Genomic DNA, 15,422 nt, shown 5'->3' on the forward strand with positions numbered 1-15,422 from the left:
GGAACGAGTCTCGGTTTTGGAACATCAATTTACATCAACGCAACCGCGCGTATCAGTTAAGACATCGTTGAAACAACGCCTTTTTCATTGCGAACCGCTGCAGCTACCGGTTTTTGATGTGATCTGATGGATTGTCCTCTTGAAGAGCCCGCTCGGACTGTCAAAGCTGATTGTGTACAACTGACGATGCAAACTGACCCATTGGGACAGAGGTTTGCACGGGAACCTTTCAACGATTGAACGATAATCGATGAACGACGTCACGCATGAAAAGGCAAAGCCCAGAACCGACCGGGATTACTCTCTGACTGGCGCTTCCGGCCGGTATGCCGAAGAGATCGGGCTTGCCGCGGCAGAGTGGTATTGCAGTGACGTACCACGAAAGACGATGAAGTCACTGATGAAGCGTCGTGACGCTCCGGCCCTGCGCGACTCGGCGCTTTGGATTGCCCTTCACATAGTTTTCGCGACTGGCGCCATTTACTTCTGGGGCACGTGGCTCTCACTGCCTTTCTGGATGGCTTATGGTGTGGTTTACGGTTCGGCCTGCGACAGCCGTTGGCATGAGTGCGGGCACGGTACAGCCTTTCGCACGCGCTGGATGAATGATGTCGTATATCACATTGCCTCTTTCCAGATCATGCGGAACCCTGTCAATTGGCGTTGGAGCCACGCGCGCCATCACACCGACACCCTGATTGTCGGCCGTGATCCGGAAATTGCCTGGATGCACCCGATCAATCTTACGCTGAAGGCCATTGCGTTTGTCGGAATCTACGAAACGTGGCTATCGCTTCGCGTTCTTTTTCGTAATGCTTTGGGTCAATTGTCGTCGGACGAAATGAATTACATACCCGAAACCGAATGGCCCAAAGCCGTTTTTTGGGCCAGAATTCATATGCTGATCTACGCTGCGGTTCTGCTTACCTCTGTCTTTATGTTTGCCATCGGTATGGGTTGGAAATCCACAATCCCCATCCTGTTGATCGGAGGACCCAGAGTTTACGGATGCTGGCATTTTGTTATGACCGGTTTGTTGCAGCACGGGGGCTTGCCCGAAGACGTCATAGATCACCGCCTGAACTCCCGCACGCTTTACATGAACCCTGTCAGTCGCTGGCTTTATTGGAACATGAACTATCACATCGAACACCACATGTTCCCGATGGTTCCGTATTACTCGCTTCCGGCCTTGCACGAGGAAATCAAACACGATTTGCCACCGCCCAATACTTCGATCTGGGAGGCATACAAAGAAATGATGGGCGCGGTCATGAAGCAGCGATCGGACCCTGATTATGCGCTAAAAAAGACGCTTCCGCCGACTGCCAAACCCTACAAGGATGTGTTGCATAAACATGTGCCTGATCGGAACGACAACGTGTGATCAATCGAAAATCGGCAGGAGGCCGGAATGCCCTGGATCGAAGCAGTAGCCGTCAACGAAGTCGACGAAGAAGATGTCGTTCGCTGGGATCACGCGGGTCAGACTTTCGCGATTATCCGAAGCCCGGACGGGGAATTCTTCTGCACGGATGGGCTGTGCACGCACGAACAAGTTCACCTTGCCGATGGCCTTGTGATGGATCACGAGATCGAATGCCCCCGTCACAACGGAATTTTTGACTATCGGTCCGGTGAAGCCTTGCGCGCGCCAGCCTGCGACAAGCTTGGGACCTATGAGACCAAGGTAGAGGACGATAAGGTCTTCGTTCACATATCATAAGAAACCAAATGTATTCCTTTACCGTCCTGCGGGCTGTTGCGAAATTCAAACGACGTGAATAGGCGAAGTGAAATCCAAAATGACCTCAGGCCATATGACATGATCAATTTGACCACTGACGGAATCCGGTTGTCGTTCGACCCAAGTACCGGCCTGATCGAAAGTTTCGCAGTGCTTGACGACGGCGCCGAGATTTCACCGCTGCATCGCGCCCCGTGGGTCGATACCGGCGAAACGCTTCCCGATGGGCTGGCGCCGCACATGTATACCCTTGGCGGAGATTTTTTCTGCGCTCCATTCGGGCAGGAAAAAGATGGGGCACCGTTACACGGCTGGCCCGCGAACGCCCCATGGTCGATCACGAACATATCCACAGATAATTTGTCCGCCAAGTTGGATCGTCGCGTTAATAATGCAGAGCTGACCAAAGAGCTTCGGCTTTGCCCGAACCACCCATTTGTCTATCAACGCCATACATTTACCGGCGGCAGCGGAGAAATTCCCGTCGCCAATCATGCCAATCTGTCGCTACCAAACGGGGGCCTTATTCGAACATCTCCCAAAACGTGCTGGATGACGCCCCCAACTCCCCAGGAGGTCGACCCTGCGCGCGGCCGGTCCGGATTGGACTATCCATCATTCAGCACAGATCCGACACAATTCCCGTCGCATGACGGCACTGCGGACCTGACCCGATATCCCTGGTTTCCTGCGCACGAGGATTTCGTCGTCGGGATCGAGGCACCGGGGCACTTGCTGGGATGGACAGCCGTGACCCGACCGGTGGAAGGCGACGTATTCCTTTCGCTCAGACACGCTGCCTCATTGCCCATGACGATGTTGTGGCATTCCAACGGGGGGCGTGATTTTCCGCCATGGTCTGGTCGCCATTTCGGATGTCTCGGAGTAGAAGAAGGCGCCGCCGCGCATATTTTGGGATCAGAACGCGATATAGAGCTTTCCGGTCCGGAAGCGTTGAACCTTTCCCCGCACGCGCCTTCCGTCGTCACACATGCGATTGGGGCAATCGAATGGTCGACGGGGTCTGCCATTCAATCACTGAGCCTGAACGGGGACTATCTGGAAATTGTCGGGGAATGTGGACGAACCAGACGCATAGAATTTGACGCAAACTTCATTGACCAAGAGTGATGTACCCAGAAGTCATCGAACGGGTGCTTTCTCATGATCGTAACCTATCTCACTACCAGATCACGTATACCGCTTGTTGACACTGGCTGATTGCCCAACAATCTTACGGTATGTTCGATTTGCAAGACCTGCCTCAAGAGTTTCACGAAAACCCTTTCCCCTTCTACGATGCCCTGCGTCAGAGCGCTCCGGTTTGCATGCAGCCGGACGGATCTGTTATCCTGTCGCGCCACGCTGATTTGGAACGGGTTTACAAGGACACCAAACTTTTCACCTCTGACAAGAAGGCGACCTTCGGACCAAAATTCGGCGAGCAGAGTTCATTGTTCGAACATCACACGACATCGCTGGTTTTCAACGATCCGCCGCTGCATACGCGGGTGCGTCGCATTATGTCATCGGCGCTCACACCACGCGCGATTTCTCGTCTGAAACCTGGCCTGATCGAGACCGTTGATCACTTGCTCGACTCGCTGGACGATCACCCTGATCTGATCGAGGATTTCGCCTCGCAAATCCCGATTCAGATCATTGGAAATCTACTGGACGTGCCGATGGACGAACGCGGACCTCTTAGGGACTGGTCTCTGGCAATCCTGGGTGCACTGGAACCGGTCTTGAGCGCAGAGCAGCTCGCTTCGGGAGAACGAGCTGTTGATGAATTCAAAGCATATCTTCAGGATCTCATCTCGCGCCGTCGCAAAGCCCCTGGCGATCCCGAAACAGACGTTCTGACGCGGCTCATCAACGGTGACGACGATGGGCAGTTGACCGAAATCGAACTTATCCAGAATTGCATCTTTATCCTCAATGCAGGCCATGAAACCACGACCAATCTTATTGGAAACGGCCTTGCTCTGCTGCATGATCAGCCAAATGCGCAACATGAATTGCGCGAAGACCCGAACCTTATCGATACCTGCGTTGAAGAGGTCTTGCGCACCGCGTCGCCCAACCAGTTTGGCAATCGAGAAGCGGCGGCGGACGTCGAATTTCATGGCGTTACCATCCCGCGAGGCACCAATCTTCATCTTTGCATCGGCGCTGCCAACCGCGATCCAGCCGTATTTTCGGCCCCAGACAAATTCGACATAAAACGTAAACCGAACCGTCATCTCGCTTTCGCAGGTGGTCCGCATATTTGCGTTGGACTCACACTGGCAAGAATGGAAGGTCAAATTGCATTGCGGCGATTTCTTGAGCGGATTGGGTCCTTCACCCTAACAAGCCGAACTCAGGGCGGGCGCACGCGATTCCGCGGCTACAGGGAACTCAAGGCGGAAATCACGCGTCACTGATGTGCAGCCAGGTAATCCGCGGCGTCAGGCCGGCAGGCATGGCAATCGCGCCCGCCTTCCGTTTTCGATATTGTCATTTGTTCGCGATTGTTTTTCGGCGCAGTTGCATGCGTTCATTGGCCTCGACGGTTCCATCATGGAATGACCCGAACCACTTGTCCCATGGCATCTCGAGAGAGCCGTAATTGCACTCAAAATACCGATGATGCATTTGGTGATGAAAGGTTCCCAGGGCCAGCCTGTTCTTGTTCTTGATCATCAAACCTTCAAAGCCTGTATGCGTGGTGACCGCTGTCAGCGTGTAGTATTGAAGATGAAAAATGATGTGCAGCGGATGCGCCCCGACCACGAAATGTATCAGCACTGAGCCCAAGTAGATCGCGTGTTCCGCCGGGTGCATCGATAGCCCCGACCATGGACCAACGTTAATGTTTCGGTGGTGTACCGAATGAATGTGTTTGTAGAGAACAGGGATATGGATCAAGCGGTGAATCCAATAGAAATAGAAACTCTCCCAGATCGGTATCAGCAGAAAGATTGCTGCAAACCAAATTGGGTTTGATGCCCAGGTTACGAGAGGGACAAACCCATTGGCCAACGACCAGAACATCAGCACTTCGTATGCTGTCCAGAAAAATACGCCTGAACCCAAAGTCCACAACATATTGTCGCGGACCTGCCCACCAAGGGTGAATTGCTTGCCCTTCACCATCAACGGTCGCGGATCGAATTTCAGCCGGTTTCCCTGGGCGGAGTACCTGTAGAACCACAAGTGCAAGACCCCGGCAACAAGGAGTATCAACAGGAAGTTCCGAATATAGATCTGGGCTATCCAGCTGATCTCAAGTGTTTTTGCCTCAGCCAAAGAAGGGCTGAACCAGACGTAGCAGACGCAGGCAATTCCTAGAATAATCAGCTTTTCCGAGATCAGCAGCCACGAGTCCCAGATCCACCAACCAATCTCGACAGGTTTCAAAGGCCAGGTGAACAGCGGCGACACCTTTATCGGCACCTCCGGCATGTGGTTCCAGCCTTTGAGTTTGGGTTCAGTCATCCTTTCGGTCCGGGTCTGGCCTGATCTTCAGTTTGGCACAGCTTTTGGCAGGTCTGCAGCAATTTCCTTCATTCGCATTTCGGCGGCTCGGGCGTGGCCTTCCATTCCTTCCAAACGGCTGATCCGGGCAGTTCTGGTGGCCAATTCTTCCGACGCAACGCTGTCGCATTTCTGCCAGGTCACCATCTTTATGAATTTGTGAACCGAAAGCCCGCCGGTATATCTGGCTGCCCCGCTTGTTGGCAGAACGTGATTGGGGCCCGAGGTCTTGTCGCCAAATGACACGGTCGTTTCTTCGCCCAGAAACAACGAGCCGTAAACTTTCAGTCGATCCAGCCACCAGTCAAGGTCTTCCGCCAGAACTTGCAGATGCTCGGGCGCGTATTGATCTGCGACCTGAGCCGCTTCCTCTCGGGTATCGCACAAGATGACTTCTGCCCTGTCTCGCCACGCGACACGTGCCACTTGGGCATTGGGTTCAGGCAAGCTGTCGATCAAACTTGGAATGCGCGCAACGACACCCATTGCTACGTCGCGGTCGGTGCTGACCAGCCAGACAGGACTGTCAGCACCGTGTTCCGCCTGACTGACCAGGTCCCAGGCCACCCTTTCCACGCATGCTGACCGGTCGGCAACAACCAATGAATCGGTCGGGCCCGCGAACATATCAATGCCGACCTTACCGAACAGCATTCTTTTCGCTTCAGCCACAAATGAATTTCCCGGCCCCACAAGGATATCGGCAGGCTGCGCTCCAAACAGTCCACCCGCCATCGCGGCAATCCCCTGAACGCCGCCCAGATTCAGGATCAGGTCCGCCCCTGCCAGATTCATCGCGTAGATGACCGCATCAGGAATCCCATTTGCATCGCGCGGTGGGGACACAGCCGTTATGTGAGATACACCGGCAACTTTGGCCGTCGTGATCGTCATCAGCGCGCTGGCAATATGGCTATACCTGCCACCCGGAACATAGCATCCCGCGCTGTTGACCGGGATCTGTTTCTGCCCCGCGATCAGGCCCGGCATCACCTCGACCTGGCAATCCGAAACCGAAGCCATCTGAGCTTCGGCAAAGCGACGAATGTTATGATGGGCAAACTGAATGTCGTCCTTTAGGCAACCCGGAACCCGATCAATTGCGGCTTGACGCGCTTTGTCAGGCACCACAATCTCTCCGGTCCACCCATCCAGTTTCTTGGAGTAGTCGCGCACCGCGTTCTCGCCATCACGCTCTATGTTCGCAAGCATGATCGCAACTGTGTCACGAATGTCGGCGCTCTCGGAAATCGGAACCGGTTGCGCCTTTTTCAGATAGGTGATCGCCATAACGCTGTTTCTTTGCCCAGACGGTTGATGCAGACATCTGCTTTCCTACCCGACAATCAGCGTTGCAACCTAGGTTCGGTCAAGCAACAGCACCAAGGTTTCGAAAAAGTCGGAATGGGTATTCTATTGTCTTTCAAACAGACAACCGAAAATCTGACGCAACCATTCTAATGTTCGCTTTGAAGTGTCCGAAAATCGCTCTCGAGCCATCGGTACCTGGCGCACATGGGATCGCAAAAATTCTCTTTTATCAGTTTGCTAAGCAATTTGTGAATGAGCAAGGACGTCGAAACCGGATAAATCTCGGCCGTAAACAGTGAAACCGTGCGCACGAAGTTCCGTCCCGGAAACGGAAGAACTTTGACACTGCCGTGAAACCGTTCTGCCCGGCGAAAGCTGGCTGCGGTTGTAACCGCCCAGCCACTGCCTTCGGCCACCAGACCGACAATTGACTGGTTGCATTCCAGCTCAAACCTGTTTGGCAAACTGAACTTGTTTCGGGTCAGCTGAATCTCGATTTGCTTTCCGATGGTGTGATCTCTGGAATACCGGAGAAACGGCAACTCAGCGTCCGAATCCAGAAGATCCTCGATCGCCCCACCGTAGCTTTCCGGCAGGATCACGATGAATGGATCACGCAACAAGGGGTATTCAATCAGGCCTTCGGTTTTACCTGCGGGTTGGGTTGCAACACCCGCATCCAGCTTGTGCTCTTGCAGCTTGGCAATGATTTCGTGGCTTGGTCGCGTGAAATGGCGAAAGTTGCATCTGGGCAGTGCGTGGGCAAGGCATCGAAACAGTTCGGGCGCGACCTGGTTGTCAAAATCGTCAATCAATGCAAGCCGCAGCGCGGTGGCATGCTGCCAGTTTCCCGAGCGAATTTCCGCCTCACCGCTTTTCAGAACCGTAAGGCCGTCTCGGACGTACCTAGAAAACACCTCTCCTGCCGGGGTCAGCCCCATGGGGCGGCGGCCGTGATCCACCAATTCGACCCCCAATGAGTTCTCCAAACTTCGAAGGTGATTTGAAACGGTGCTGATAGACAGCCCCGTCTCGGACGCCACCTTTTGGATGGATCCTGACTTGGCAATCAGTTGAAACACTTCCAACCAGCGCAGGCTCAGAGGTTTTGGCAATGGCGTCGTTCCCACTGTTTCTACTCTTTCGATAAAATCGAAACAGAGAATGTGCGCCACGGCAATGCTAAACTTGCTTATCCTGTGCCGAACTACAGAGCTTTTTTGGAACGCAGTCGTTAGTCGCAGGCTCAGGCGAACAGCTAACCTCGCACCTTTTCCATCTGTGGGTCGTATGGGGATGGCGGAATAATAGTTGCCGCCGATCTGTTGCCGCAGATGTCAATTTCCAGGCCTCCATCGTCTAGCCCAATGCCTTTGTCGACAAACGCAAACGCCAGGTTCATCCCGGTTCGGTGCCCCCAGTCGCCGGATGTCACCGTGCCGACAACTTTGTCACCAATCATCACCGAGGCACCAGGATGAGCCGGAGCTTGAACCGCATCGACGTGTAGCGTGACCAATCGTTTTCGGGACCCAATCTGACGTCGTTCCAACAAGGCACACCGCCCCACGAAATCGCCTTTGTCCAGTTTTACAAACCGATCCAGACCCGTTTCAATCGGGTCATATTCCGTGATCAAGTCGGCTTTCCAATGCAAAAAGCCTTTTTCCATTCTCATGGACTCAATCGCCCGTGCGCCAAACAGTCCCAGGCCGAACGCCCGCCCCGCCTCCTCAAGCGCTAGGTAGGCCGCATAGAGTGACGCGTTGGGAACATGGATTTCATAGGCCAACTCGCCGGAAAAACTGACGCTCATCACCGTTGCCGGAGCAATCCCAATGAAGCACTCGCGCACGCTGAGCCACGGAAACGCCTCGGCCGACCAATCGCCGCGCGCGCAGATCGACAACACGTTCCGCGCGTTCGGGCCGGCCAGCACAAGGATCGTCTGCTCGTTTGTCAAACCGCGAAGGTGAACATCTTCGTCGGGCTTCAGATGCTGCGTCAGCCAATCCATGTCATGGAATTCGCTCGCGGCGGCGGATCCATACCAGACGCGGGCCGGTCCCCGGTCGCTGGCTGGCAGGTTTGCAACGGTGGCTTCTGCCTTGACCATTCCGTGATGGTTCAAAAGATAGCCCAACCCTACACGACCGTCGCGCTTGGCGACGTTTCCACAGATCATGCGATCCAGAAACGCGTGACGATCCGAGCCGGTCACTTCAATCCGGTTGAACCCATTGACCTCGGCCAGACCAACATTTGTCTGCACGTTCGTCACTTCGGACGCGACAATGTCGAACGTTTCGTCAAAATCGAAGCTCAAGGTCGGCGAGAAATCCGGATGAGGTTTGATGTAGTCGACACGTTCCCATCCATTGACCACGGTAAACTCGGCACCCGCAGCGGCAAGTACCGGCGTCAGGGGCGTTGTCTTGGCCGGACGCCCTGCGGGGCGATGCTCGTGGGGAAAGTGAAACCTGAATTCGTTCTGGTAATCTTCGACGGCTTTCAGCGCGGTCAGTTCAACATTTGCATGCCCTGTAAATCGGCGTGGATCGAGACACCACGTGTCGTAACAGGCTTCGCCATGCACGATTTGTTGCGCCAACAGCCACCCGTGCCCTCCCCCTTCGCCCAGCCCGGCACGCAGGCCGATGATGCAGAAAGCGTTTCGTTTTCCGGGAATGGGTCCGATCAGGGGTGCTCCATCGATCGTATAGGTGATGGGACCGTTTACGACGGTGTGAATGCCGACTTCCATCAGCGCCGGCATGCGGGCGAAGGCCCCTTCCAGCACATCCGTCACCCGATCCAGATCGTCGGGGCATAATGCATTGACGAATTTTGGATCAATCCCGTCCATGCCCCAGGTCTTGCAACCCTGTTCATAGAAACCGACCAGCAATCCATTCTTTTCCTGTCTGCAATAATAGTCGCTGATGGGGCATCTCAGCAGGGGCATGCGATGGCCCGCATCCCGGATGGCCGGGATCTCCTCGGTCAGGAAGTACTGATGCTCCATGGAGGCGACCGGATGATGCACCCCCATCATTGCACCAACTTCATTCACACGATACCCGCAGGCATTGACGACGATGTCACAATCAATATCCCCATGCTCGGTTTGAACGGTCCACGTGTCGTCGCTGTGTTGGATCAACCCTATGACCGGTGTATTGCGATAGACCTCGGCGCCTGCCTTTCTTGCGCGCCGCGCCAATGCCTGACAAAGCTGCGCGGGGTCTATGTCGCCGTCCAGCGGGTCCCACAGCCCGCCGATCAGGTTATCGGTGGAAATCAAGGGGTGGCGGCGCGCGCACTCTTCGGCATCAATCACTTCGAAATGTACGTCCATGCCGCGCGCCATCGACGCGAAGTGGCGGTAACCTTGCATCTGCGCTTTGGTATTGGCCAGACGGATGCCGCCATCGCCATGATGATAATTGATCGGGTAGTCGGGATCTTCGGCCAGCTCTTTGTACAACCGGATCGAGTGAGACTTCAGCCCGACCATCGTCTGGTTCATTCCGAAATTGGTCACCTGAGCCGCTGAATGCCATGTCGTGCCGGATGTCAGCTCATTCCGTTCGACCAGAACCACGTCCGTCCAGCCCTCTTGCGTCAGGTGGTACAACGTCGAACACCCGGCAATTCCGCCACCAATCACAACGACTTTGGTCCGAGATTTCATCACGCGCGCTCCCTACTGCGTTACTTATTCTTGGGAAAAAAGCCTGCACCACAGCAACGGCGCATTCTCCGGTTTTGGAAAATCGAAACTGGGGTTTTGGAATTCGAAATGCGCCATTCTGCTAATTTAGAACCGCACCTACTTTCCTCAGGTGCGCGGATAACACCAGTGTATGCCACCTGCTGATACTGCCCGAGAAGGAAGCCGTAGGAGCGGTCCAATACTGGTCCTGCCGACAATACAACATTCGATCGAGAGTTGCAGTTCCGGTGTAGAACGCCAAGGCCATTGAGGCGAAGAATGGGCAGGCATGTAAAAAAACCTCTCAAACCTCTGCTCTGGCAGGTGTTGGTCTGATGCAAAAAATGCCGTGATTGCCGGGTTACGGTCCTACACTGTTTAGTGCGATAGGAAGGCGCCCAAATTCCTGCCGCCAACATTCGTATTGCGACCGCGAGCGGTGTCGATACTGTCAACAAAACGAACTCCAGTGTCAGAGGTCATCATGGCAAACACCTTCTTTCAACCGGTTTCTGCGATGGAGCTTGCCCGCTTTGCCGGAGTTCCAACTTTCATGCGTCTCCCAAACCTGACCGCTGACCATGAACGCTATGATGAGGTCGAATTGGCCCTGGTCGGCATTCCCTGGGATGGGGGCACGACCAACCGACCCGGTGCCAGGCATGGGCCGCGTCAATTGCGCGATTACTCGACCATGATCCGGGCCATGAACCCGGTCACAGGCGTCAGCCCCTTCTATCTAGTCAACTGCGCCGATCTGGGGGATGTCGCGCCCAATCCGGTGGATATTGACGACACTTTGCAGCGTGTCACCTCGTTTTTTTCGGAACTTGTCGCACAGGGCATCACTCCGCTCACAGCGGGGGGTGACCACCTGACAACGCTGCCGGTCTTACGTGCGCTCGCATCATCTGGCCCGTTGGGGCTAGTCCAGTTCGACAGCCACACCGATCTGTTCGACAGTTATTTCGGTGGACACAAGTTCACCCACGGCACTCCGTTCCGTCGTGCGATCGAAGAAGGTCTGGTCGATCCAAAGCGTTTCGTGCAGGTCGGCATTCGCGGAACTGCCTACAACACCGACGATATCGAATGGGGTGAGGCACAAGGCGTCCGCATTATCCGTGTCGAAGAGCTGTTCGACCGAGGCATCGACGAGGTCATGACCGAGGTCAGAGAGATTATGGGCACCCAACCCTGCTATTGCACCTACGATATCGACTTTGTCGATCCGACCTACGCGCCGGGCACGGGGACGCCTGAAATTGGCGGTCCCAACAGCTTTCAGGCGCAGCAGGTCATTCGAAAGATGTCAGGATTGAATTTGGTCGGGGCCGATCTTGTCGAGGTGTCGCCACCGTTTGATCCGGAAGGCGGTACAGCATGGCTTGGGATTTCACTGATGTTCGAACTGCTTTGCGTGCTTGCTCAGGCGGTTGACAATCGGCGTGTCACTTAGCGCTGACATTTTCCGCAATCATCGCGATCATCTCGAACATGACCGCTGCAGCTGTCAGTGCCGTGATGTTGTTGGGGCTGTCCTTGGTGGGCATCATGCAGACAACGTCTCCACCAACTATGTTCAGGCCTCGGGCTGCGTGCAGGATGCCTACAGCTTCATCGATATCGAACCCTTTTTCTCCGGGTTCCAGATTTGAAACCGCCGGTGCAACGGTTGGATCCAGGCAATCCAGATCGAATGTGATATAAATCGGGCGGTCACCGAGAACCTCGCGGGTTTGTGCGACCACATCAGCCAAACCGCGTTGGCGAAATTCGCGCATCGTGACAATGTTGTAGCCATAGTCGTAGGACGGCTGCAGCCAATCCAGACTGCGCGGATGTCCCCGCAACCCGATTTGCATGGAACGGGTGGGATCCACCTGTCCCTGATCCGCCAGATATGCGCCCCAGTGCGCAGCGGATTTACGGGCACCTAGGAAATGGTCGACTTTTGTAAAGACATCCGTATGGGCGTCGAGATGAAGAAAGCTGACGGGCTCTCCACCGGCCAATTTGCCGCCGCCCAGCGCCTGAACGATACCGCCGGTGATCGAATGATCGCCTCCGACGGACACGGGCCGCGCGCCGGTCGCATCAATGTCCTTGTAGAAGGCCGTGATGCGCTCGATGCAGTCTTCGTTATCGTTGGCTCTGGGAAATGGAACGTCGCCGACATCGGCAATTCTGGTGTTGTTCCAGGGATCGATCTGGAACAGCGAATGCACCCGGCGCTGGACTGCCGAGACGTGCCGCAAGGCCCGAGGGCCGAGATGCTGATCCCGCTCGGTCGTTCCGTTGCCTGTCGAATGCGGAACTCCGACCAGCGCGATATCCTGCCCTTCTGGCCCCGTGTGCGGGCATCGAAACAACGTCGGCACGCCCCACCAATACAGATTGTCCATCATGGATTGTTCGTATTTGTCAGCCATGCCCTGCCTCCGAAAAGAAAACGCCCCCGGCTGTGCCGAGGGCGTTTGAGCCATCAGATTTTCTCGTCTTCGCGCCGGAAGGCACCTTGCACGATCCGGTCGATGACCATGGCGCAGAACAGGATGGCAAAACCGCCCAGCAGGCCCGGACCCTTGGCTGCGTATTGTAACGCCTCGAGGATCTCCTTGCCGAGTCCGCCGCCACCGATCAGCGAGATGATCACGACCATCGACAGGCACATCAGAATGGTCTGGTTAACCCCGGTCATGATGGATGGCAGAGCCAATGGGATTTCGACATCTTTCAGCAACTGCCATTTCGATGCACCAAAGGCGACGGCCGCCTCCTTGATGCTTTCTGGCACGCCACGCATGCCCAGCGCTGTCAGGCGGATAACCGGCGGCATCCCGAAGATGATCGTCGCCAGAATGCCCGGCGGGTTACCGGTGCCGAAGAAGGCGATGATCGGGATCAGATAGACAAACGCCGGAAGCGTCTGCATCAGGTCCAGCACTGGTTCCGCCGCTCGATAGGCACGTTGAGATTTGCCGAACCATATCCCCAGCGGAATACCGAAAATCACGCACAACAACACCGCCGCACCAACCAGTGCGACCGTTTCCATGGCTACATCCCAATACCCAAGTAGCGCGATGTAGGCCAAGGAAGATGCCGTAAAGATCGCCACACGTGGCCCGGCAGCGCGCCACGCCGTTACGCAGATTACCAGCATGACAACCGGCCACGGAGACCCGATCAACGCAATGGTAAGCGCATCCAGAACCGATCGCACACCGGCTACGATCCCGTCGAATATGTCTCCACCAGCCGCTGCGGCCGCATCAATCTGCGCCTCCATCCAGCTTGCCACAGTCGAGAACAACGTGCCGCTGCCTTCGCCGAGGATGATCTCGGACACTTCCTGTTCAGGAAATGCATCCAGCAGCGGAAGCGAGGCGTTGACGGTAAACTTGTAAACAATCAGCGGCCCGATGGCGGCCACCAGCATGGCACCTAAAACGATGTTCCGCGTGGATCTGCCGCTTTCGGTGCTGTCCGGGTTAATCCGCCATTTCGAATACTGCTTTTCATAGATGCGATCCGCATAAAAACCCTGAACCAGTTTGAACACCAGCAGCATGAGCAAACCGGTGATCAGAATTCCGGCAGCCTCGGATTGCGCGGCTGCGGCCCGTTCAAGACTGGTATCAGCCGCCTTCTGAATATTCTCGGCCAGCTTGGTAAAGCGGTCGATATCGGCCTTTTCCGTAGAGTCTGCAGCGCGCGCCAGCAACTCGGCGGCGCGCTCCTGTTGACGTGCCGCCCTTTCGGCGAAGTCTGCTCCGGGGTTGCCCCAGGCGCCGCGACCGATCTGGACCCATGCGATGATTTCAAGGATCAGGAACGTCCAGAACATTCCCCAGATCGCGCGCGAGGCCGACCAGAATGGCCCCAGAACAGCCGCCCACAGGTTGAATGTGTTTGGGACGGGGCTGGTGGCATCATGTATCTTGTGGAACGCCTTGATATAGTAATCTCCGCTGGGACCTACGAAATCATTAATCGAACGGTCCAGCTCATCACGGTCCACTTCAATGTCAGAGGCGGCGGTGACCTTCAGTTCTGCAGTTGCATCAGTCATTTTTGCCCCCCTGGATACCGCGCAGCAGGCGCGGTTTTGACACTACCCCAACGTCACTGCCTGCGTCCGTGATGACCACCGGAAGGTCCGTATTCACCGCAAGATCAATCAATTGGTCCAGATCCGCGCCTTCATCCGCCCGCAGCGCGCCTTCCAGCGACCCTGAGTAGCTGTTGAGCGGCTCCATAATCGAATGCGCTTTGACAAGTTTGAGCTTGGATATGCCCTGAACGAACTCACGCACATATTCGTCGGCCGGGTTCATGACGATGTCTTCGGGTGTCCCGATCTGCACGATCACACCATCCTTCATGATAGCGATGCGGTGTCCGATGCGGATTGCTTCATCCAGGTCGTGAGTGATGAAGAGAGTGGTCTTCTTCAGCTGTGCAACCAGCGCCTTGAACTGATCCTGCAACTGTAATCGGATCAGCGGGTCCAAGGCAGAGAACGGCTCGTCCATCAACAGGATCTCGGGGTCCGACGCCAAGGCGCGGGCAATCCCCACACGTTGCTGCATGCCGCCAGACAATTCCTTGGGCAGGCGGTCTTCATAGCCTGTCAGGTTAACCAGACTCAGCGCATGGTCCGACACTGCCCAGCGTTTGGATTTTGAAACCTTTCTGATTTCCAGCGGGTACGCCACATTGTCCCGAACAGACCGGTGCGGCATCAACGCCATATGCTGGAACACCATCCCGATCTGCTGCGCGCGAATGCGGCGCAGTTCAGCTTCGGAAATCTTGGAGACATCTCGGCCCAATATCTCGATCTTGCCGGCGGTTGGCTCAATCAGGCGATTGACGTGGCGCACCAGCGTCGACTTGCCCGAACCCGACAGGCCCATGATACAGAAAATCTCGCCGCGCGGCACTTCGAAGGTCGCACCCTGAACCCCGACTACACAGTTGAATCTTTCAAGAACTTCCGGCTTTCCTATGCCTTCGGCCCGGACTGCGGCCATGGCCTCTTCAGCCCGCGCGCCAAAGATTTTCCAGACATTTTCCAGTTTTACGACAGGTTCGTCCATTTGTCCCCCATGAGGCTGAGCG

General features: G+C 55.5%; 12 protein-coding genes. 5 read left to right on the top strand and 7 right to left on the bottom strand.

Annotation, left to right across the window (positions count from 1 at the left end):
- Positions 1-250 precede the first annotated feature (250 nt).
- The 4 genes from AC2TDJ_RS15335 to AC2TDJ_RS15350 all read left to right on the top strand — a co-directional run bounded on the left by AC2TDJ_RS15335 (position 251) and on the right by AC2TDJ_RS15350 (position 4,176).
- Positions 251-1,387 carry a fatty acid desaturase family protein gene (locus AC2TDJ_RS15335; protein WP_480843415.1) on the top strand — a complete coding sequence of 379 codons (1,137 nt, stop codon included), beginning with the start codon at positions 251-253 and terminating at the stop codon, positions 1,385-1,387.
- Between the two features lie 27 nt (positions 1,388-1,414).
- Complete coding sequence (locus tag AC2TDJ_RS15340; protein ID WP_480843417.1) at positions 1,415-1,726, top strand: MocE family 2Fe-2S type ferredoxin; 312 nt, start codon at positions 1,415-1,417, stop codon at positions 1,724-1,726.
- A 99-nt stretch (positions 1,727-1,825) separates the two neighbouring features.
- The gene (locus tag AC2TDJ_RS15345) at positions 1,826-2,878 is read left to right on the top strand and encodes a hypothetical protein (protein ID WP_480843419.1); all 1,053 of its coding nucleotides are present in this window, start codon (positions 1,826-1,828) and stop codon (positions 2,876-2,878) included.
- 110 nt (positions 2,879-2,988) lie between these two features.
- Positions 2,989-4,176, top strand: a complete 1,188-nt coding sequence (locus AC2TDJ_RS15350; protein ID WP_480843420.1) for a cytochrome P450 — start codon at positions 2,989-2,991, stop codon at positions 4,174-4,176.
- A 73-nt stretch (positions 4,177-4,249) separates the two neighbouring features.
- Here the strand turns inward: AC2TDJ_RS15350 and AC2TDJ_RS15355 are convergent, their stop codons facing one another.
- From AC2TDJ_RS15355 to AC2TDJ_RS15370, 4 genes are all read right to left on the bottom strand, one after another.
- Positions 4,250-5,230: a sterol desaturase family protein gene (locus AC2TDJ_RS15355; RefSeq protein ID WP_480843422.1), complete on the bottom strand. Its 981-nt coding sequence runs from the start codon at positions 5,228-5,230 to the stop codon at positions 4,250-4,252.
- A 27-nt stretch (positions 5,231-5,257) separates the two neighbouring features.
- Complete coding sequence (gene hisD / locus AC2TDJ_RS15360; protein ID WP_480843424.1) at positions 5,258-6,559, bottom strand: histidinol dehydrogenase; 1,302 nt, start codon at positions 6,557-6,559, stop codon at positions 5,258-5,260.
- 167 nt (positions 6,560-6,726) lie between these two features.
- Positions 6,727-7,695 (bottom strand): LysR family transcriptional regulator, encoded by a 969-nt coding sequence (locus AC2TDJ_RS15365; protein ID WP_480843425.1) that lies wholly within the window; start codon positions 7,693-7,695, stop codon positions 6,727-6,729.
- A 143-nt stretch (positions 7,696-7,838) separates the two neighbouring features.
- Entirely contained in the window at positions 7,839-10,274 is a 2,436-nt protein-coding gene (locus AC2TDJ_RS15370) for a GcvT family protein (protein ID WP_480843427.1), read from the bottom strand.
- A gap of 505 nt (positions 10,275-10,779) precedes the next feature.
- On the opposite strand from AC2TDJ_RS15370, the gene AC2TDJ_RS15375 reads away from it, so the two are divergent.
- Positions 10,780-11,754 (top strand): agmatinase, encoded by a 975-nt coding sequence (locus AC2TDJ_RS15375; protein WP_480843429.1) that lies wholly within the window; start codon positions 10,780-10,782, stop codon positions 11,752-11,754.
- On the opposite strand, the gene AC2TDJ_RS15380 is transcribed toward AC2TDJ_RS15375, so the two are convergent.
- Genes AC2TDJ_RS15380 through AC2TDJ_RS15390 form a run of 3 tightly spaced genes read right to left on the bottom strand, consistent with a single transcriptional unit; the run spans position 11,747 to position 15,400 of the window.
- Positions 11,747-12,727: an arginase family protein gene (locus AC2TDJ_RS15380; protein ID WP_480843431.1), complete on the bottom strand. Its 981-nt coding sequence runs from the start codon at positions 12,725-12,727 to the stop codon at positions 11,747-11,749. The two genes, AC2TDJ_RS15375 and AC2TDJ_RS15380, sit on opposite strands and share 8 nt — an antisense overlap.
- A gap of 53 nt (positions 12,728-12,780) precedes the next feature.
- A complete protein-coding gene (locus AC2TDJ_RS15385) occupies positions 12,781-14,370 on the bottom strand; it encodes an ABC transporter permease (RefSeq protein ID WP_480843433.1) in 1,590 nt (529 codons plus the stop codon).
- The gene (locus tag AC2TDJ_RS15390; RefSeq protein WP_480843434.1) at positions 14,363-15,400 is read right to left on the bottom strand and encodes a quaternary amine ABC transporter ATP-binding protein; all 1,038 of its coding nucleotides are present in this window, start codon (positions 15,398-15,400) and stop codon (positions 14,363-14,365) included. The genes AC2TDJ_RS15385 and AC2TDJ_RS15390 overlap by 8 nt, the downstream gene beginning before the upstream one ends.
- Between the last annotated feature and the right edge of the window lie 22 nt (positions 15,401-15,422).

It is taken from the genome of Ruegeria sp. HKCCD6647-2 (assembly GCF_057221075.1).